This is a genomic window from Chelatococcus sp. KU-N122 (assembly GCF_055391085.1).
This window is the reverse complement of record NZ_AP043981.1, coordinates 4,534,999-4,554,039: the sequence shown is the minus strand read 5'-3', so window position 1 is coordinate 4,554,039 and position 19,041 is coordinate 4,534,999. Positions and strand designations below refer to the sequence as shown.

Annotated in this window: 16 protein-coding genes and 1 tRNA gene; 2 read left to right on the top strand and 15 right to left on the bottom strand. The window is 68.8% G+C overall.

What is annotated here, in order from left to right; translation table 11 throughout:
- Positions 1-75: 75 nt before the first annotated feature.
- The 4 genes from ACZ5PO_RS20520 to ACZ5PO_RS20505 all read right to left on the bottom strand — a co-directional run bounded on the left by ACZ5PO_RS20520 (position 76) and on the right by ACZ5PO_RS20505 (position 2,852).
- On the bottom strand, positions 76-792 hold the full coding sequence (locus ACZ5PO_RS20520; protein WP_464196952.1) for an MgtC/SapB family protein: 717 nt from the start codon (positions 790-792) through the stop codon (positions 76-78).
- Between the two features lie 206 nt (positions 793-998).
- Positions 999-1,075, bottom strand: a tRNA-His gene (locus ACZ5PO_RS20515).
- 90 nt (positions 1,076-1,165) lie between these two features.
- Complete coding sequence (locus ACZ5PO_RS20510) at positions 1,166-2,029, bottom strand: phasin family protein (RefSeq protein WP_464183522.1); 864 nt, start codon at positions 2,027-2,029, stop codon at positions 1,166-1,168.
- Positions 2,030-2,456: 427 nt separating this feature from the next.
- Positions 2,457-2,852 (bottom strand): phasin, encoded by a 396-nt coding sequence (locus ACZ5PO_RS20505; RefSeq protein ID WP_464183521.1) that lies wholly within the window; start codon positions 2,850-2,852, stop codon positions 2,457-2,459.
- A 218-nt stretch (positions 2,853-3,070) separates the two neighbouring features.
- On the opposite strand from ACZ5PO_RS20505, the gene ACZ5PO_RS20500 reads away from it, so the two are divergent.
- On the top strand, positions 3,071-5,953 hold the full coding sequence (locus tag ACZ5PO_RS20500; RefSeq protein WP_464183520.1) for a PAS domain-containing sensor histidine kinase: 2,883 nt from the start codon (positions 3,071-3,073) through the stop codon (positions 5,951-5,953).
- Positions 5,954-6,122: 169 nt separating this feature from the next.
- On the opposite strand, the gene bfr is transcribed toward ACZ5PO_RS20500, so the two are convergent.
- From bfr to ligD, 3 genes are all read right to left on the bottom strand, one after another.
- Positions 6,123-6,605 carry a bacterioferritin gene (gene bfr / locus ACZ5PO_RS20495; RefSeq protein ID WP_464183519.1) on the bottom strand — a complete coding sequence of 161 codons (483 nt, stop codon included), beginning with the start codon at positions 6,603-6,605 and terminating at the stop codon, positions 6,123-6,125.
- A 343-nt stretch (positions 6,606-6,948) separates the two neighbouring features.
- On the bottom strand, positions 6,949-7,290 hold the full coding sequence (locus tag ACZ5PO_RS20490; RefSeq protein ID WP_464183517.1) for a (2Fe-2S)-binding protein: 342 nt from the start codon (positions 7,288-7,290) through the stop codon (positions 6,949-6,951).
- A gap of 160 nt (positions 7,291-7,450) precedes the next feature.
- Positions 7,451-10,213 carry a DNA ligase D gene (gene ligD, locus ACZ5PO_RS20485; RefSeq protein ID WP_464183514.1) on the bottom strand — a complete coding sequence of 921 codons (2,763 nt, stop codon included), beginning with the start codon at positions 10,211-10,213 and terminating at the stop codon, positions 7,451-7,453.
- 295 nt (positions 10,214-10,508) lie between these two features.
- On the opposite strand from ligD, the gene ACZ5PO_RS20480 reads away from it, so the two are divergent.
- Positions 10,509-10,769, top strand: a complete 261-nt coding sequence (locus ACZ5PO_RS20480; protein ID WP_464183513.1) for a hypothetical protein — start codon at positions 10,509-10,511, stop codon at positions 10,767-10,769.
- 49 nt (positions 10,770-10,818) lie between these two features.
- Here ACZ5PO_RS20480 and ACZ5PO_RS20475 read toward each other — a convergent pair whose 3' ends face one another.
- The 8 genes from ACZ5PO_RS20475 to ACZ5PO_RS20440 all read right to left on the bottom strand — a co-directional run bounded on the left by ACZ5PO_RS20475 (position 10,819) and on the right by ACZ5PO_RS20440 (position 18,992).
- Entirely contained in the window at positions 10,819-11,802 is a 984-nt protein-coding gene (locus ACZ5PO_RS20475; RefSeq protein WP_464183512.1) for an NAD(P)H-dependent flavin oxidoreductase, read from the bottom strand.
- Between the two features lie 130 nt (positions 11,803-11,932).
- On the bottom strand, positions 11,933-13,246 hold the full coding sequence (locus tag ACZ5PO_RS20470) for an SDR family oxidoreductase (RefSeq protein WP_464183510.1): 1,314 nt from the start codon (positions 13,244-13,246) through the stop codon (positions 11,933-11,935).
- 5 nt (positions 13,247-13,251) lie between these two features.
- Positions 13,252-13,722 carry a DUF2269 family protein gene (locus tag ACZ5PO_RS20465; protein WP_464183508.1) on the bottom strand — a complete coding sequence of 157 codons (471 nt, stop codon included), beginning with the start codon at positions 13,720-13,722 and terminating at the stop codon, positions 13,252-13,254.
- A 153-nt stretch (positions 13,723-13,875) separates the two neighbouring features.
- Entirely contained in the window at positions 13,876-14,490 is a 615-nt protein-coding gene (locus tag ACZ5PO_RS20460; protein WP_464183507.1) for a DsbA family protein, read from the bottom strand.
- Between the two features lie 648 nt (positions 14,491-15,138).
- A complete protein-coding gene (locus ACZ5PO_RS20455) occupies positions 15,139-15,444 on the bottom strand; it encodes a hypothetical protein (RefSeq protein WP_464183505.1) in 306 nt (101 codons plus the stop codon).
- A gap of 501 nt (positions 15,445-15,945) precedes the next feature.
- Positions 15,946-16,254 carry a hypothetical protein gene (locus ACZ5PO_RS20450; RefSeq protein ID WP_464183504.1) on the bottom strand — a complete coding sequence of 103 codons (309 nt, stop codon included), beginning with the start codon at positions 16,252-16,254 and terminating at the stop codon, positions 15,946-15,948.
- Positions 16,255-16,403: 149 nt separating this feature from the next.
- Positions 16,404-17,954, bottom strand: a complete 1,551-nt coding sequence (locus ACZ5PO_RS20445) for an acetyl-CoA acetyltransferase (RefSeq protein ID WP_464183503.1) — start codon at positions 17,952-17,954, stop codon at positions 16,404-16,406.
- Between the two features lie 180 nt (positions 17,955-18,134).
- Positions 18,135-18,992: a polysaccharide deacetylase family protein gene (locus ACZ5PO_RS20440; RefSeq protein WP_464183502.1), complete on the bottom strand. Its 858-nt coding sequence runs from the start codon at positions 18,990-18,992 to the stop codon at positions 18,135-18,137.
- Positions 18,993-19,041 lie beyond the last annotated feature (49 nt).

Genomic DNA, 19,041 nt, shown 5'->3' with positions numbered 1-19,041 from the left:
GGTGCCAAACTCGCGTGGGTGCTAAACTCTCTCGGGCGCCAAGCTGACGTACCGTCCGGCCAAGAGGCGGTGGCCTCAGTCGCCCGTGCTCGAATTCCAGGTGGCGTGCGAGATGCCCGGCACCTGCAGGAGCTTGGCGACGACGGCGTCGAGCTCGCCCGCTTTGACCGAGGTGCTGACCAGCTTGGCAACGATCTCCTCGGTGGCGTCGGGGCGATGGACGACCTCCAGGTCCCCCACCGGATAGCTCGCGGCCTCCAGGTGCGCAACGAGCTCGTCCTTGGCGCGGTCTGCAGTCTCCCGCGCGCTCACCACGCTCACTTCGTAAGTTGCCTCCGATGCCTCTTCGTCGAGCGGGATGCGGTTGATGGCGTTCACCACCGGCCTGAGCAAGGTATTGCCGGCCATGACGAACAGCGTCACCAACGCCGCCTGGGCTGCCATGTCCGCGCCCGCGCACGCCCCGACGGCGGCCGAGCACCACAGGGTTGCCGCCGTGTTCAGCCCGCGGATGTTCAGGCCTTCCTTCATGATCACGCCGGCACCCAGAAACCCGATGCCGGACACCACGTAGGAGATGACGCGCGCCGCGCCTTCCGCGCCTTGGATGCGCGTCGCCAGATCGACGAAGGCGGCTGCGCCCACGGCCACCAGAACGTTGGTCCGAAGACCCGCCGTTCTCTGCCGGTATTGGCGCTCAATGCCGATGATCGTGCCTAGGACGAAGGCAAAGAACAGGCTGGCCGTGGTATCGATGAAGTCGTAGGTCTGAAACGTCTCAATAAACCGCATCATTCCCCCATTCGTGCGGCATTGAGCCACATCGTCCGGACGAACCTCGACAGGCCCAGGCGACGTCGCCGCGGAGCTTTGACATCATCACGACGAGCGGGTCAACGAGGCCCGCCGTGGCGACGAGATCGGCTCCGTCGGGATGACTTGGCTCCGTCGGGATGACTTGGGAACGAATGATTTGGGAACGAATGATTTGGGAACGATGGTACAGCTGCCCCGGCTCGAACGGGGGACCTCTAGATCCACAATCTAGCGCTCTAACCAACTGAGCTACAGCTGCATCGGAGAGGCGGAACCTATGGGCAAAGTGGGCCCATGGCAAGATGTCCGGACGTCGTCCCCAGCTTTTGTCCACGCCGAGCTGCGGGCCTCAGCGGTCCTTGGACGGCGGCAAGATTTCGACCTTGGCTTCGGGCGCCAATCCCGATGCCATGCGCACGGCGGTCTGGGCGATGTCCTTGGCCCGCCGGCTGGTCTCCTCGTAGTGCTTACGCAGATGGCTCGTCTGCAGCTGAACAGCTTCGCTGAGCGTCGTCACGCCGGCCATGCCCTGCCAGAGCGACATGGTCGATTCGGCCTGCGCGCGCCAGAGATCGAGAATCTTGGTGTTGAGCTCCAGCAGGCTTTGCGATGCGGCGAGGGCCTTCGGTCCGAACCGGGCCTCGAGCACCGCAGCAACCGGCTGCACCAGGGCAGCAGGGTGGGTGAATTCCTGGGTCGCCGCCACGAAGGCCTCGGCGACGGCAAGCGGTTCGCTCACCTCGCCGTCGTTCAGACCCGCGGCTTTGGCCACGGCCCGCGGATCCTCCGCCAACCGCGCGGCGGAGCGCTGCGGGGCAACTGCGGCTGCGCGGTCCGGCTTCGGCGTCGATTTCGGAGCCGGCGTGCTCCGCGAGGGGGTCGGCGCCGCAGCTTGCCCGGCGGCTGTCTTGATCGGCGGCACCACGACCGCCGCGACCTTGGCCGGGCTGGCCTCCGCGACGAGTGGGCTGGCGGCGACAGGCGCCGGTTGCGGTGCCTTCGCCTCGACCGGCGGGCTCGCCGGCTTGCCGACAGCGGGCTTGCCGGCAGCAGACTCGGCAACAGCGGGCTTGGCAGACACGCGCTCGGCCGACGGCGAATCGACAACGGGCTGCTTGGCGGCGGAGAGCTTGGCAGCAGCGGGTTTGGCGGCTGGAGGCTTGGCGGCTGGAGGCTTGGCGGCTGGAGACTTGGCGGCAGGCTTGGTCGCCACCGGAGGCTGAGCGGTGGCCGCTTTCGCGCCAGCGGCGACCGCCGTGCGGCGAACCGGCTTTGCCGGCGCTTCCACCACGCCACTCGCCGACGGCGTCTTGCTCGACGCCGCGGTCGCGGGCTTTGCAGGAGCGGTCTTGGCCGAAGCAGTTTTGGCCGAAGCAGTTTTGGCCGGAGCAGCTTGCTTCACCGGGCCAGCCGGTCCGGAGCTTGTCGGTTTCTCGCCTGCCATGATGCTACCCTCGCTGCCCCTTCCGCCTCCCCGGCCTCCTGCTCATCGGCGAAAGGCTTCCGCCGACCTCAGGCCCGCCAATGCAGCGGGTGCGTCGCCACCCGCGTCCTGCGGCGGCAGCTCCGCCAAATCCGAGCTGCCGCTGCCATCAGCTTCGGGCCGGCCCGGGTCCGGCCCGCGTTTTGGGTCCGATGCCCTAGATCGAGGTCTTGGCCTTGTCGGCCGCCTCGCTCGCACTCTTCTGGATGGCGGCGCCCAGCTCCTTGGCCTGCTCCTGCAACGCCACGAACTGCGCCTGCACGAAGTCCGACTGCAGCTTCAGAGCCTCCTGCACGTCCTTCGTCCGCACCAGCCGCTGGGCGTGGTCCAACGCCGCGTGCATGTTCTGCTCGGCATAGCTCAGCGTCTTCCGCGGCAGATCCGAGGAACCCAAGCGCATGGTCTTGGCCGACCCTTCCCAGGTGTCCATCGCCTTCTGGGCGGCGCCGATAAAGCCGTCGAAGGCCTTACGGGCCTGCTCGACGCTCTTCTCGGCGAAGTCGCGCATGTCCTCGGGGATCTCGAACTTGGGGGTGAATTTACTGGCGTCCATGGTCGTAATCTCCCTGACGAAGCGATCAAATCGACTTGGCGATTGTGCGATGCAATATCACATTGTGCAACGCACTATCAAGGCCTGCGCCGCGCACAGCTTACACGTTAACTTTGTACTGGAGACGACGATAATCAAACGCCGGGGGCAGTGACGTTCGTCGATCGAAGCTGCTAAGCTCACCTCGACCTGAATCCGTCCCCGACGCTGATTGCACCATGGCCGACACGCACGGTCGCGAAGCCCTGGCGAGCCTCCTGGCTCCTTCGACGGCCGGTCCGGACGTGGCGGACACGGCAACGTGCGCCCTATGGGCTGCCGACGGCGCCCTGCTGTGGTCGTCCGCGCGCGGTCGGGGCTTCGCCGAGCGTCTGTCGGCATCGGGCCAACAGCGGCTCAGGCAGCTCGCCGCCACCTTGCGGCCGGGCGCTGTCCGCGTCGAGCGGCTGCGGTTCGACGGCGCCAGCGGGCCGGTGCTGCTCGCCTGCACCAATCGCCACGTGCAGCTGGCCCGCGGCGGCACCGGCATTCTGGTCGAGGCCGCAGCCGCCATCCCCGCCTCGTGGAGCAAGGCGAGGCCGTGGCAGCCAACGAGGACGGAGCCCGCGGCCGCGCTGGCCGCCCCGGTTCCGCCAGCGGCGGCCCCCACGCCGCTCGAGCGTCTGCGCGCGCTTGCCGCCACGCGGCCGACCGTGAGGTTCGTCTGGCAGACGAACGAAGCGGGGGTTTTCGTCTCCGTTTCGCCGGAGCTGAAACAGGTGGTCGGCGAGGCGTCCGCCATCGTCGGGTGCGCCTGGGCCGATCTCAGCGACGTGGTCGTGGACCAGGGGGCGGTTGCCGCCGCCCTTGGCGGTCATGAGACCTGGTCGGGCAGGACGGTGCGCTGGCGCGTGGACGCCACGTCGACGGCCGTCGCGGTCGAGCTCGCCGGCGTGCCGATCATGGACGGTTCAGGGCAGCTCGAAGGTCAGCGCGGCTTCGGCCTCGTCCGGCTGCACGACGAGACCGAGATCGCCTGGCCCAGGCCTGCTTCGCCCAAGTCTGCTTCGCCCAAGCTCGACTTGCCAAAGCCCCCCTCTCCTCCACCGGACGAGCCGGCGCCCAGCCGACGCGAGGCGCACCTGTACGGTCCGCCGCCGCAGATTCGATCATCGCGCACACAGGCGGGCGCGCCTGACGACCGCAACGGATCACGCGTGGTGCCATTCCGCCCCGCTGCTCCGACGGTAGCCCGCGCCGACGGCGCTCCACACGAGACGGAGCGACAACCGTCGGACATCCCTGCCCCCGCCGGCTCCGCCTCGCCTGGGGCGAGCCGCGGCAATTCGTCGTCGGGGCGCCAGCCCGCCAGACCGACACTGTCGGCCGGGGACCGGCAGGCGCTGCGCGAGATCGCCAAGGCGCTCGGCGCCCGCCTCGACGACGATGCGCCGGACGACGCCGCGCCGATGGGCTCCGGCGCCGTGCCAGGCGATGCGGACGCGCAGGCGCCGGCGTCCAACAGCGAATGTCCGCTGGATCATGCACTGGCCGAGCTGGAGCTTTCCCTGCCGTTGGTCGAGCCGGAAGCTGTCGGCAGCGCCGCGGAGGCTGCCACGGCCCCGCCGGCTCGCCCCGACCATCGCCAGGTCGCGCCCGATTCCGGCAGCGCCGCGCTCGACCGGATCCCGCTGGCCGTGATGGTCAATCGGGGCGAGCGCGTGCTCTATGCCAACCGCGCCTTTCTCGCCCTGGCCAGATACCCCGGCGTCAGCGCCATCGGGGCGGCGGGCCTCGATCAGGTGTTCGGCGGCCCTGTCATGTCGACGCGTCGCAGCGCGCGGCTCACGCTGACCACGGCCGACGGGCTGCGCCTGCCGGTCGATGCGGAGATCGTGGATCTCGACTGGCAGGGCGAGCCCGCAACGCTGATCAGCGCCCAGCCGGTCAAAGCCGAGCCGGCCGAGCCGCGCATCGCGGCGCTCCGTGCCAAGCTGGCGGAGCACGAGCGGCAGGAAGCCGAGCTCACGGCCATCCTCGACACGGCGACCGATGGCGTCATCCTGCTCAACGCGTCCGGGCGGATCCTCTCGCTCAACCGGGCCGCGCAGGCGCTGTTCGGCTACGATCAGGCCGAAGTGGTGGGCGAAAGTCTGGGCTTTGTGCTGGCGCCGGAGAGCCACGGCATCGCGCTCGACTACCTGGACGGGCTCAAATCCAGCAGCATGGCGAGCGTATTGAACGACGGCCGCGAGGTCACGGGGCGCGTGCGTCAAGGCGGCCGCTGTCCGCTGTTCATGACGCTGGGCCGCGTCGGCGACGCCGCCGAGGCGAAATACTGCGCGGTGCTGCGCGACCTGACCGCCTGGAAGAAGGCCGAGGGCGAGTTGCTGGAATCGAGGCGGCTGGCCGAGAAGGCCAGCGCCCAGAAGTCGGACTTCCTGGCCAAGATGAGCCACGAGATCCGCACGCCGCTCAACGCCATGATCGGCTTCGCCGAAGTGATGCTGGAGGAGCGCTTCGGCTCCATCGGCAATGAGCGCTATCGGGAATACGTCCGCGGCATCCACGAATCCGGCGGCCACGTCATCAGCTTGGTGAACGACCTGCTCGATCTCGCCAAGGTGGAGGCCGGCAAGCTCGACCTCGACTTCACCCGCGTGCACCTCAATGCCCTCGTCACCGGCTGCGTCACCATCATGCAGCAGCAGGCCAACCGCGAGCGCGTCGTCCTGCGCACGTCGCTCGCCGCGCGCCTGCCGGCGATCGTCGCCGACGAGCGCTCGTTGCGTCAGGTGGTGCTGAACGTCCTGGCCAACGCCTTGAAGTTCACCGAGGCCGGCGGACAGGTGATCATCTCGACGACGCAGACCGAAAGCGGCGAGGTTGTCCTGCGCGTGCGCGATACGGGTATCGGCATGTCGCAGGACGAGGTCGAGGCGGCGCTCCAGCCCTTCCGTCAGCTCGCCACGACGCGCCGCGCTGCGGGAACGGGGCTGGGGCTGCCGCTGACCAAGGCCTTGACGGAAGCCAACCGCGGCGCCCTGGCCATCACCAGCGCCAAGGACGAGGGCACGCTGGTGGAGATCGTGATGCCGGCGACGCGCGTGCTGGCGGAGTAGCCGCGCGAGCGGACAGGCCGAACCACCGGTCTGGCGCGGCAAACGCTGCACGGAAACGGAAGCGGAGCTGTCGCTCTATCTCTTCATCTTGGCATACAGCAGCGGCGCCTGAAGCCAGCGCGCCGCCGCAGTGACGGCCGGCGTGAACCGGCCGTCCAGGAGCTCAGGCTCAGTCGTGGTCGAGCTCGCCGATGTGGTTCTGCGAATAGAGCTGCTCGCCCAGCCGGCTGATCAGCTCGAGCTGAGTCTCGAGAAAATCGATGTGGCCTTCCTCATCGGTCATCAAGGCCTCGAACAGGTCCCGCGACGGATAGTCCTTGACGCTGTGGCAATAGGTGGCGGCTTCCTGGTAGAGCGTGCGTGCGTCGTTCTCCGCCGCCAGGTCCGCTTCCATGATCTCCGTCACAGTCTGGCCGATCCGGAGCGGATCGAGCACCTGCATGTTGGGGAAGCCCTCGAGGAAAAGGATGCGGTCGGTGAACCGATCCGCGTGGTGCATCTCCTCGATCGATTCCGCCCGCCACTTCTTGGCGAGCGCCTTGAAGCCCCAATTGTCCAGGATGCGGTAGTGCAGCCAATACTGGTTGATCGCCGTCAACTCGCTGCGCAGGCCGCGGTTGAGATACTCGATGACTTTCGCGTCGCCCTTCATGCGTACCCGCCTCCTTAGGATCATTCTAAACTAGAGGCGAGTGCCTTGCGACGCAAGGGGCGAGCCGCGGAAAAGCGCCGCCGCGCGACCGCAGCCGCAGTCAAGCGTCGTCGGGAAGCGGAGAACGCGTGCGATGCATGGGGCAGGCGCTTACGACAGGCGTGGCCTGCCGGGCCGACGCCAAACGCAAGTCCCGGCCGCATGTCAACGCGCTTTGAATTCGGAGCGCCGGAGTCGCCGGACGGCCCTCGCCGCTCACGGCTCCAGCGCTTCGCGATCAAATGGGATCATCCGATCGCCGGGAAGCGCTCCAGATTCCAAGGAAATGCTCTCGGAGTGCAGCCTACTCGGCCGCTTGCGCCACCAGGATGTCGGCGCCGGGCTGCGGCTCGGGCCGCCGATAGCGCCGCGCACCCGGCACGGAGATGCGCACCGGCCGCTCTCCGGCCGCCCTCGCCCATTCCGGCTCCGCTGCCGCCGGACAGGTGGCGCAGCCGACCTCGCAAGCGGACAGCCTGGCATCCTCGAGCAGTTGTCGGACCCGGATCAGGCAACGGCCGCAACTCGGCTTGCAGCCCAAGCAGCGATAGACCTGCCCCGGTGAACGCGGCTGGCCCGCCGTTTCGCTCTCCAACGTGGCCAGCACCTGCTTGTCGGTCAGCACGTTACACGAACAAACGATCATCCGTCGCTCTTTAGAACGATTAAAAAGTGAACGCTTTCAATAACTTATTTGCCAACCCCAGCGGCGAGCGTCAAGCGTCATCCGCGCCGGCCGCGGCATGATTCGCGGCCCCGGTGGATAGCGGATCCGCCTTGCTCATCGACGCAGGCGCCGGAATCCGTCAGGCGGCGGCCTTGGACGAGCCCAGCCGCGCGATCGCCGGCGCGAGCGGACGGGCGGCCTCGCCGTAGTCGGCCCATGCGCTGCTCTTGGCGAGCAGCTGCGGCACGGTGCGCATGGTGAACCGCTTCGGATCGAGATCGGCACGCACCTGCGGCCAGGTGAGCGGCATCGAGACGGTCGCACCGGGCCGGCCACGGGGCGACAGCGGCGCGACTGCGGTGGCCATGCGGTCGTTGCGCAGATAGTCGAGGAAGATGCGGCCGGGCCGAAGCTTCTTTGCCATGTTGATCAGGTAGCGGTCTGGCTGATCGCTCGCCATGCGGCGGCAGAGCTCCTGGGCGAAGGCTTTGGCTTCGGGCCAGGTCGGCTGCGCCGTCGATCCGATTGTGGCGGTGTCGAGCGGTGTCACGACGTGCAGGCCCTTGCCGCCGGTGGTCTTGCAGAAGCTGACGAGGCCGAGCCCCTCCAGGCGCTCGCGCAGCTGGCGCGCCGCCTCGACCACCGCCGTGAACGGCACGTCGGGCCCTGGATCGAGATCGAAGATCAGCCGGCCTGGCACCTCCGGCTGGTGGGGCGCGCAGTTCCACGGATGCAGTTCGACGGCGGCGATCTGGGCCACCGCCGCCAGGCCCTCGACGCGATCGATCTGCAGATAGGGCTGGCGGTCGCCGGAAACCGTCACCAGCTCGAGCAGGCTGGACATGCCGCGCATGGCGTGACGCTGAAAGAAGCGCTCGCCGTCGATACCGTCGGGGGCGCGAACGATCGAGCATGGCCGCCCCTCGATGTGCGCGATGAGCTGGGAGCCAACGGCTTCGAAGTAGTGCGCCAGGTCGAGCTTGGTGATCGGCGCGCTGCCGGCTTCGGCCGGCCACAGCGGCTTGTCGGGCTTGGAGATGAGCACGCCCATGACGATCGGCTTGACGACGGGGTTGGCCGCCCCACCACGCCCGGCCGGCGAGCTCCCGGCGGCGGGCGGCGTCGCGGCGACGGCTGCATCGATCGCTTCGGGGGAGACCGGGTGTTCGGCCTGCACCTCCGCGGCGGGCTTGTCGTCGCGCAGCCCCTTGAACGCCGCCTGGCGGACCTGGCCGCCATCCGTCCAGCCGGCAAACTCGATCTCGGCCACCAGCTCGGGCCGCGTCCAATGCACCCCGGCCGTCTTTCGGGGCGCGCCCTCGCCGGAAAAGGGCGAGCGGCTGCTTTCGACTGCCTTGAGCCGCGGCAGCAGCTGGTCGACCTTGGCCTGGCTATAGCCGGTGCCGACCCGCCCGATCGCAACGAGGCGGTCGCCGCGGTGGACGCCGACGAGCAACGAGCGGAACTTGCTGCCCGTAGTGGTCCAGCCGCCGATCACCACCTCGTGACCCGCCCGGCACTTCGAACGCACCCAGCTCTGGCTGCGGCCGGATTGATAGGGCGCGTCCAGCCGTTTCGAGACGATTCCTTCCAGCGACAGCTTGCAGGCCGAGCGCAACACCGCATCGCCACCCGCCTCGAAATGCTCCACGTAGCGGATCAACTGGCCATCGACCTCCGGCAAGGCCGCGATGATGGCGCGAAGCCGGGCCTTGCGCTCCGACAGCGACTGGCCGCGCAGGTCCTCGCCGTCGGCGTAGAGCAGGTCGAAGCCATAGAACAGCAAGTCCTCACTGGCGCCCTCCGCCAAGGCCGCCTGCAGGGCGGAGAAATTCGGCGCGCCGTTGTGATCGAGCGCCACCACCTCGCCGTCGACGATGCAATCGGGCAGCGCGCGGGCGGCGTGGGCGACGGCGCCGAACCGATCGGTCCAGTCCAGGCCCTTGCGGGTGAAGAGCGTGACGCGCCCGGCCGCCACATGCATCTGAATGCGGTAGCCGTCGAACTTGATCTCGTGCACCCAACCGGCACCGGCGGGCGGCCGTCCGACGGTCTCGCTCAGCTGCGGCGGAATGAACTCCGGCATCGCAACCGGTGGCCTCGTCTTGCCGCCACTCGTCTTGCCGCCACTCGTCTTGCCGCCGCTGGTCCTGCCGCCGCTCGTCTTGCCGCCGCCCGCCCCCACACGCCTGGATGCGGACGGATTCGATCCGGCGTCGGCCGTCCGCTTATCGGCGGCCAGGCCATGGCGCGAGTCCCAGACGGCGTCGGCGTCCATGCCGTCGGCCAGCATGAACGGCTTGGGCGGACGCCCCCGGCCCGCGGCGATCTCGGCGATGGTGCGGCCGGACGCGACCGAGCTGTCGTCGTCGAGGATGGCCGCACCGTCGCCTGAGACCGCGAACTCGTCGCGATGTTTAATCAGCAGCCAGTTGGTGCGGTTGCCGCGGTTGCGATCGCGCTTCATGCGCACCAGCACCCAGCTGCCCTTCAGGCGCGTTCCATACAGCGTGAACTTGAAATCACCCTGGGCGAGCGCCGCTTCGGGCGGCGTGTCGCCCTCGGGCTCCCAATAGCCGCGGTCCCACAGCTGCACCGTGCCGCCGCCATACTGCCCCTTGGGGATGGTGCCTTCGAAATCGCCGTAGTCGAGCGGGTGGTCCTCCACCTCCACGGCGAGACGCTTGTCCTGGGGATCGAGCGACGGCCCGCGGGTCACCGCCCATGACTTGAAGACGCCGTCGAGCTCCAGCCTGAGGTCATAGTGCAGGCGCGTCGCCGCATGCTTCTGGATAACAAAACGGCGGCGGTTCGAGGCCTGCACCTCGTCGCGGCCGCTGGGCTCCGCGGTCTTGGTGAAATCCCGCTTGGCGCGGTACGTCGTCAGTGCCTTGTCCGCCACGAGCGCCTCCGCTCGACATCGGCCGCGCCCGGAGCGCGGGCCCTATTCCAGCCAACTGTGCAGCCTGACGCTGGTTCCGCCAAGCACAAGCCCCCGTCATCGGCGGTGGCAGCGGTAGCGCCGAAGCCGAGGACGGCTCCCTCGCTCTGGCGCCCCTGAGCGGAGGCCGCCTCAAGGAACCGTCCGAAGCGGACCCACGCCGACCGTTCCGGCAACGGAATTAGGCTTGAAGACGCTGGCTCGGCCACTAGTCTACGGGCGGAGCGCGTCTTTGACCGGGACCGGGGAGAGCGCCATGCCCAACACGACAGTTGTCCTGCTGCTGGAGCGCCTCACGCGCCTGCCTCCGTCGAACGACCCGGAGGGGGCGCTTCGCATCGCCCTGCGTGACTTCCGCCGCGAGCGTGAGAGCGGACGGCCGATGACGGAAGAGGAGTGGCGCGGGCTCATGCTCTGCGCCCGCGATCTGGTGCATCCGCCGAGCGGCGGCTCGCCCTATGCGCGGGCGGCCGCCATCGAGCGGGCGCTCGACGGCGAGATCGTCGGGACCGCCTGAGGCCGCGACGATCTCGCTGGCGGGGCTCTATCGTGCCCGCGCGCGGCGCTTACGCGGCGGCGAGGAAGCCTTCCAGCCGCTTGCGGATGATGGCCTCAGCCTCGCCCATGATGCGGTCGACCAGTTCCTGGCAGGTCGGAATGTCGTGGATGAGGCCTGCCACCATGCCGCAGCTCCAGGCAGCGGCGTCCATCACGCCCTCGTGCAGCACGCGGCGGTTCTGCACGCCGACCACGTATTCGCGCACGTCGGCGATGGTGGTGGCGGCGCCCTTCTCCCGCTCGACCTCGAGGATGCGCTCGACGGCCGCGTTGGTCAGCACGCGCTCGGTGTTGCGGAGCGGACGCATGATCAGCCGTGTCTGCAGCTCGTCGGCGTCGACCAGCGCCTGCTTGACGTTGTCATGCACCGGCGCCTCGACCGTGGCGATGAAGCGCGTGCCCATGTTCATGCCTTCCGCGCCCAGCGCCATGGCCGCCACCAGGCTGCGGCCGTCGGCCATGCCGCCCGAGGCGACGAAGGGGATCTTCAGCTCCTCCGCCGCCCGCGGCAGCAGGATCATGTTGGGCACGTCGTCCTCGCCCGGATGACCGCCGCATTCGAAGCCGTCGACGCTGACCGCGTCGCAGCCGATGCGCTCGGCCTTCAGCGAGTGACGCACCGACGTGCACTTGTGGATGACCTTGATGCCCGCCGCCTTCAGCGCCGGCATGTGCTCCTCCGGGCTGCGGCCCGCCGTCTCCACGGCGCGAACGCCGCCTTCGATGATGGCGCGGATGTACTCAGGATACGGAGGGGCGTTGAACGACGGCAGGAACGTCAGGTTGACGCCGAACGGCTTGTCGGTCAGCTCGTGGCACTTGGCGATCTCCTTGGCGAGATCCTCCGGCGTCGGCTGCGTCAGCGCCGTGATGATGCCGAGGCCGCCCGCGTTCGAGACGGCGGCCGCCAGCGATGCGTAGCCGACATAATGCATGCCGCCCTGGATGATCGGGTGCTTGATGCCGAACAATTCCGTGATGCGGGTCTTCATGATTTCAGAGCCTCCCCTTGCATGGTGGATTGATGCCATCGCTGCTTAATCGATCGGCCGCCGGCTTCCACTAACTTTTGCATGCGGCGGCCATCGGGGGACCGTCCTGCTGGAGCGTCGCCAGGACCAATCAGCGCGACGGGGCCATGGCGAGCGCGACCAGCATCAGCACGATGGCGGGCCCGGTCTTCACCAGCGCGCCCAGCGGCTCGGCCCACAGCTCGGGCGCCAGCAGGGTGGCCGCCGCAAGGTAGGCGACCGATACGACGATGCCGGCCGCGAGCCCGGCGCGCGCCGTCGGCCGGACGGCGATGAGGGCGCCGATGACCATATCGAGGAGCCCGGTCGCCCACGTCGCGGCCTGTGCCGATCCGGCCGAAAAGCCGTGCCCGGCCAGGATCGCCGCGGCCTCATCCCTGGCCGCGAGCAGCGCCACCGCTCCGGAGATAATCCAGAAGGCGGAGAGGCTGGCGACGATCAGCGCCTTCAGCAGGTAGAGCCTGGCGAACCAGCGCTCCTGCACCGTATCCAGCACGCGGGTGGCATCGGCGAGCGCCGTCGGCACAAGCCCGGTCGCGGCGATCCACGGGCGCGGATCGCCCTCGACCCCGCGGCTGAGCTCCGCCAGCGCCGTGGTCCGCACCGGCGGGCGCCAGCCGAGCCGGGACACCAGATCGCCGGCGCGGGCCCCCAGGCCCAGCGCCCATGCCGGCAGTCGAAGCCGCCGCCGGGCGGGCGCACCCAGATGGGCGGCGAAGGCGTCGCGCACGTCGCCGACCGTGACCCGTTCGGCGACCATCAGGTCCCACGTGGCCGCGAATCGCTGGCCATCTGCTGCGCGCGCGGCGATATGGCCGACCGTCGCGACGATGTCCGCGACGGCGACCGGCGCAAACGACCGCGCCTCCAGCGCCTGTGGCAGCTCGAGCGGCAGTACCGCGAGCGCCCGCATCAAGGCACTGCCGCCATAGGCGTCGGCCGCGATCACGAAGCCCGGCCGCAGGATCACATGCGACAGGCCTGACGTCCGCACGTATTGCTCGGCGGCACGCTTGCTGCGGCTGAAGGCCGTCTGATCCGTCGCCGCGGCGCCGGGAACGGACAGATGCACCAGCGTCGCCGACGGGCTGTGCCGGCCGATGGCGGCAACCAGATCCGCGGCGAAGCCGGTGTGCACCGCATCGACGTCCTGTCCGGGCGCGTCCTGCAGCGCGCCCACGCAATTGACGATGGCGTCGAACGGGCCCCCGTCGAACAGAGGACCGAGCCCTTCGGGGCCGCCGCCGACCAGCGGACGGCAGACCGCGTCGGCCCCGAGCGCGCTTGCCTGGGACGGCTCGAACCGCCGCGCCGCGGCCGTCACGCACAGGCCCAGTGCGCCCAGCCCCAAAGCCAGCCGATAGCCGATCAGGCCGGACGCACCGAGGACCAGGACCCGGGCCATCGGCGTCACAAGCCGGGCTTGCTGATCATCAGCCACAGGATGGCGATGACCGAGCCGAAGCCGGGGAAACCGAACAAGAACCAGAGCCGGAATAGCCGATGGTACCGCGGCGGCAACGCCGTACGGGTCCGCGCGGCCTGGCGCGCCAGATCGCGCATCTCGATCTGCATCCAGACCACCGGCAGCCAGAACAGGCCGGTCATGACATAGAGCCCGAGCGAGATCGCAACCCAAGGCTCGATGAGCGGCACGCCCGTCATGCGGGCGAGCCAGAAGCCGGTCGCCGGCTGCAGCACGACGGCCGTGGCGGTGAACAGGAGGTCGGCCACCACCACGGTCGCCGCAGTCGCGGCGATGTGGGCGACGTCACCGGAACGGTGCGCCATCAGCATGAAGAAGGCGATGCCGGTGCCGGTGCCCAGGATGACGACCGCGCCAAGGATGTGGGCAAACTTGAGGAGCTCGTACCACGCCATGGCCGCCGTCTAGCACGGGCCTCGGCGGGCCGGCAGGGCACATGCGCGCCCTCTCGCGCATCCCGCGGTGGCGCGCACGCCCGGCCCCTGCCGCGGTGCGCCATGACCACCGTCGTCACGGCCGGACCAGGTCCGGCCGTGACGTTGCGCGAGTCAGCGAGCCGGTGCGGCTGCCAGCTCCTCTTCCACCTCGCGCAGCTGGTCCTTGCCAAAGAACATCTCGTCGCCGACGAAGAAGGTCGGCGAGCCGTAGGCACCACGGGCCACCGCCGCCTCGGTGTTGGCGATCAGCTTTCCCTTCACGTCGGGATCCTGGGAACGACGCAGGATGAGGTCCGCATCGAGCCCCGCGGCCACCAGAGCCGCCCGGAAGACCTCCGGGTCATCCATCTTCTTGGGCTCCTCCCACATGCTGCTGAACACCGTCTCGACGTAGGGCTCGAAGACTCCCTCAACCTGCGCCGCCACGGCGCCGCGCATCAGCTGCAAGGTGTTCACCGGGAAGAACGGGTTGTGGCGATAGCGCGTGATGTGGTGACGGCGCAGGAAGCGCTCCGTCTCCTTCTGCATATGCTCCGGCTTGTTCTTGATGCCGAGGAGGCTCTCCGCCGGCGAGCGGTTGCCCGTCGCCTTGAAGATCCCGCCGAGGAGGACGGGAACGTAGACGAAGGTCGCCCCCGTGCGCCGCTCGATCTCGGGGATGACGAGATGCGACAGGTAAGCGTTCGGGCTGCCGAAATCGAATAGAAAATCGACCGTCTTGGCCATCGCTCGTTCCTCCCAGTGAGCTGCACGGCGGCGCGCGCCGCCGCCCCGGCGGCGCGTCGCTGTGTTGCAGGCACTGTTAGAGTTCCGAAACAGAACTGTCAATGAGGTCAGGAGGTCGCGCAGCACGACGGCACCGCTGCACGGGCACACCGCCACGAGCCCACGCGTGGCGCGGCGTGTCCGGCCGCACCGCAGCGAACACGGATCAGGCCTAGCTTGCGGGCATCGAACAAAGGGGAACTTCACATGATCAATCTCGACCGCTTCTCCATCGGAGGTGTCCTCGGAGCGTGCGCGCTGCTCGGCGGCGCCATGATCGCGATGATCCTGCGGTAGTCGTCACGCCGATCGGGGCGTCTGGTGCGGAGCCGGTCACTTGTGCCGGGCTCCGCTTGCCATTGCTGGAGCGGCAGCGCCGACGGTGTCGGCGCTGCCGCTTTATGTGTTTATCTCAGCGGATTCACCCTTGAGCGCTTCCTGGTCGTGGGAACCCACCCGACCAGCGAGAAGCGCTCCAGATGAAAAGACCTGGAGCATGTCTACCCGATCAGATGAGTCCATCTGATCGGGAATTGCTCTGGAGCCGGTGCCCACACCTGGATCCGACGCCCTAAATCGTGGCGGCGTATGCGGCGCCACGGGCCGGACTCACCAGCGCGGACCGTAGTAGCCGCGGCGATAGCCGTACGGCCGACCGTAGACACGCGGCGGGCCATAATAGCGCGGCGGACCGTAGTAGCGCGGTGGGCCATAGTACCTGCGCCCATAATAGCCGGGGCCCGGCACCCAGCGGCAGCCATAAGGCCCGCACACTGTGGCCGTCTTGTCGATGGGGGCTGCACCGGCCACTGCGGACTGTGGGCCGGCGACCGCGGCCTGGGCGGGCGAGCCGAAGCCTGCACCCAGGGTGATCATGCCGGCTGCGGCGACGGCCGCCAACACAACGCGTTTCATATCGTCCTCCGAAAGTGCCCCCGTCTCGGCCGCTCGCCGAGTATCGGCAGAGTAGACACCCGAGACTGACCAAAACACTAAAGTCCGGTTCATCCGACGTTCACGAAGAGCGCCGGGCCGAACGGCTCAGCTTGCCGACGCTCCTTGCAAACAAACATACTCGGCTAGGCTTACACGCTCGATTCGCGGGGTGCGTCAGCATTAAGCTTATCGACATTTATCTCACTGCATTCAGAGCCCGGCGTGCGGGGCAACACATCTGAACGTAGGGTCCGATGCTCTGCAGGCAAGCCGATGCCGCGGTGACGCGCGGGTACGACCGCGCCGAAGCTGCCGTGCGGCCACTCGCGGTCAGCTGTTACGCGCTTGGACGCACTGGAGCGCTCCCTCGATCAGGCCGTTCCCGATTCGAGAGAAGCGCTTCAGCTCGAGCGAGCCGGAGCATCCCTATCCGATCGGATGAGCCCAATCCGATCGCGGAATGCTCTCGCGCGGCTCCACCTACCAGCGCGGCCCGTAGTAGGGGCGATAGCCGTAGGACCACCCGTAGTAGGGGCGCGGCCGTGCGAACACCCGCGGCGGGCCGTAGTAGGCCGGACCGTAGTAGCGAGGGCCGTAGCCGTAGTAGGAGGGCCCAGGCACCCAGCGGCAGCCGAACAGCCCGCAGATCATCGCCGTCTTGGTCACGGGCACGTCGCCGGCCATGATCGGCTGCGGACCGGCAACGGCCGCCTGAGCGGATGAAGCGAAGCCGCTGCCGAGGGCGATCATGCCGGCGGCGGCCAAGGCCGCAAACACAGAGCGTTTCATTTCGATCCTCCGGAGTTGCCCCCCGCTCGGGCGTCTGCCGAGGATCGATACAGTAGGCCGGACAGGCTGACGGAACCGCGAAGGCCCGGTTTAGCCGCCGTTCAGGAAGAGCGCGGCCGCCGCGGCGCAGCCGGTCGGCTTTCGCCCGGCTACGCCGGCGTGAAGGTGTTGCGGCCGTCGGCGTGGGTCACGTGGCCCGGCCGCCCCAGGCCGTCGCGCGCGACGAGATCGGCCAGGACGGCCGGATCGCCGGGCGTGTTGGCAACGAAGCGTTCGCCCGTGGCCTCGAGCCGGCCCACGACGACCCCGTAGTCGGGCGCGCTCTTGCCGTACATGACCGTGTAGGTCTCGATCCGCGCCGGCCCGGACGCCGCTTCGGCCACCGCGACCGTGGGCAGCTGATCGAGCTCGTCCTGAAGCACGTGCGGATCCTCGCGGCGCCAGGGCCCGATCGTCGGCTCGGTGGAGTACAGGCCGAACGAGTGCTTGGTGATGTAGTTGCCGTTGGCCGTCACCAGGCCGAGGCTGCTCGGCTTGCTGCGCACACGCCGCATCATTTCCGAGATCGAGTGCAGCACGTAGCTGTTGCCCGGTCCGCCGAAGTACGGCAGGCCGCCGGTCACCGTGTGGCCGCGCGGGTCATCCTCCGACAGGCCGATCTCCTGGCAGGCGATCTCCACCGCCGACGGAAAGCAGCTGTAGAGGTCGAAGAAGTCGACATCCTCGATGGTCCGCCCGGCCATGGCGAAGGCCCGCTTCGCCCCGGCGCGGATGGCGGGCGACGCGCCGAGCTCCGGCCGGTCGGACAGGTACCAGTGGTCGTGGCCATCGGCGCAGCCGTGCAGGAACACCCACTTGTCCTCGGGAATGCCGAGCTCGCGGGCGTGGCCGACCGAGGTCATGGCCACCGCGGCCGCCTGGTCGATATAGGCGTTGGCGACCATCAAGCGCGGATAGGGCAGCCCGATCCAGCGGTTGTCGTCGTCGATGGTGGCCAGCGCCTCGGCCGAATAGCCGTCGCGCCGCGTGGCATAGGGGTTGGCGGCAGCGACCGCGGCGAAGCGGGCGAACAGCTTGGCCATGGCCTTCAGGTGCGCGTCGACCGAGCGGTCACGCTTGCCGCGGATGGCGTTCTCGATGAGCGGATACATGGTGATGGCCGCCCGCATGTTGTGCCGGTCCTCGTAGTCGCTCCAGCCGCGACGCGGATCGCCGGCCTGCTCCGGCTCGCCGCCCGGATCCTCGGCCCAGGACACCTCGAAGCCGCCCCGCTGCACGCCGTGCTGTGTCCTGAGCGCCTCGCCACCTACGATCAGCGCGGCCCGCATGGCGCCCGCGGCGATCTGCTCGGCGAAGGTGTTCACCAGGTACTGCGGCATGTTGCCGCCATTCCAGGTGTAGATGTGGCGCGACGCCGCGAGGCCCAGGCGATTGGCGACGCTCTTGGGCGGATTGGTCGACGTGCCAAGCTGCGACTTGAAGCGGTGGGAGGTGTCCGAGAACAGACGCAGCATGGCGACGGTATCGATGCTCGCCGCGAGCCCTGCGACGCCGGCGTCCTGCAGCGCCCGCCGGCCCGCCTCGGCCACGATATCGAAGGGCGAGCGACCCGCCGTGACCGGGGTGGTCATGTCGGTCACGTCGCCGCAACCGACGAGGATGGGGGTCGTGGGATCAATCGAACGGGACGGGCTCGTCATGCAGCAGCTACCTCGGGCCGGCCAACTCATACGTGGCCTTCGGCATCCCGCTTAGACGCTATCGCCTAGCTCTGAAACCCGACGCGCCGCATGCGTCACAAGCAGCAACGGCAGAGCTGCGCGGCTTATCCTCACGCAGCGGCCGTCGTGTCGTTCAGCCGTTGCGCAGCTTGAGCCCGGTCAGCGGACGACCACGTCCGGGCTGTCCAGATGGACGAATTCCGTCCCGTTCTGCCTCAGCGTGCGGATGCCCTCGACGATGCCGAGGCCGGCGGAATGGTCGGGCTTGTTGATATGGCCGATGATGACGTCGCGGCCCTGCGCACCACGCAGGTTGCGCGCCACCGAAGGAGCCGGGAGCGAGGCGCCCTGGTCGCTGTTGATGGAGAAGCCGGCCACGCCGAATCCCATCTTGTTGATCGCGGTGATGGCATCCGGGCTGTAGAGCGCGGTCGCGCCCCGATACCAGACCGGCTGGCGACCGGTGGCCTGCTTGACCGCGGCTGCCCCGTTCTCGACCTCCGCCTTGAGCCCGGCCGGCGTGGCGACCGTCGGGACGCCATAGACTTCGCCAGCCTTCAGAATCGGCGCGTGGTGATGCTCGCCGTGATTCTCGACGACGAAGAGCTCGGGGTGGTCGAGCAGCAGCTGGAGCCCGCGCGGATTCGACTTGATCCACAGCGCCGTGGCGAAGATCGTCGTGGGGATTTTTTCCGTGACCAGCACGTTGGCGATGCGCATGTCGAACTGACCGCGGCATGCATCGAGCGTCAGCGCCACGCGCTTGGGCTTCTCGGCCGCTTCGGACAGGCGGAGCGGCGGCGCCTCGAGCTTGCCGAGGGCCGCGGGCAGCGGCGACGCCTGGCCCCGGGCCGGGAGCAGCCCCGCCGCCAGGCTGGAGGCCGCGGCGCAGGCCAGGAAGCCGCGGCGCGACAGCCGATGTTCACCCGCCGGCCGAAGACCTTCGCCGGAAGAGCATGCGACGCACATGGGAGACCCCACGATCTGAGCGATGACGACGGCTTCGGGTTTTGCCACCGGCACCTTGTCGATTGTGCTAAGCAGAATTTCCGAGTTCGCCCAACGG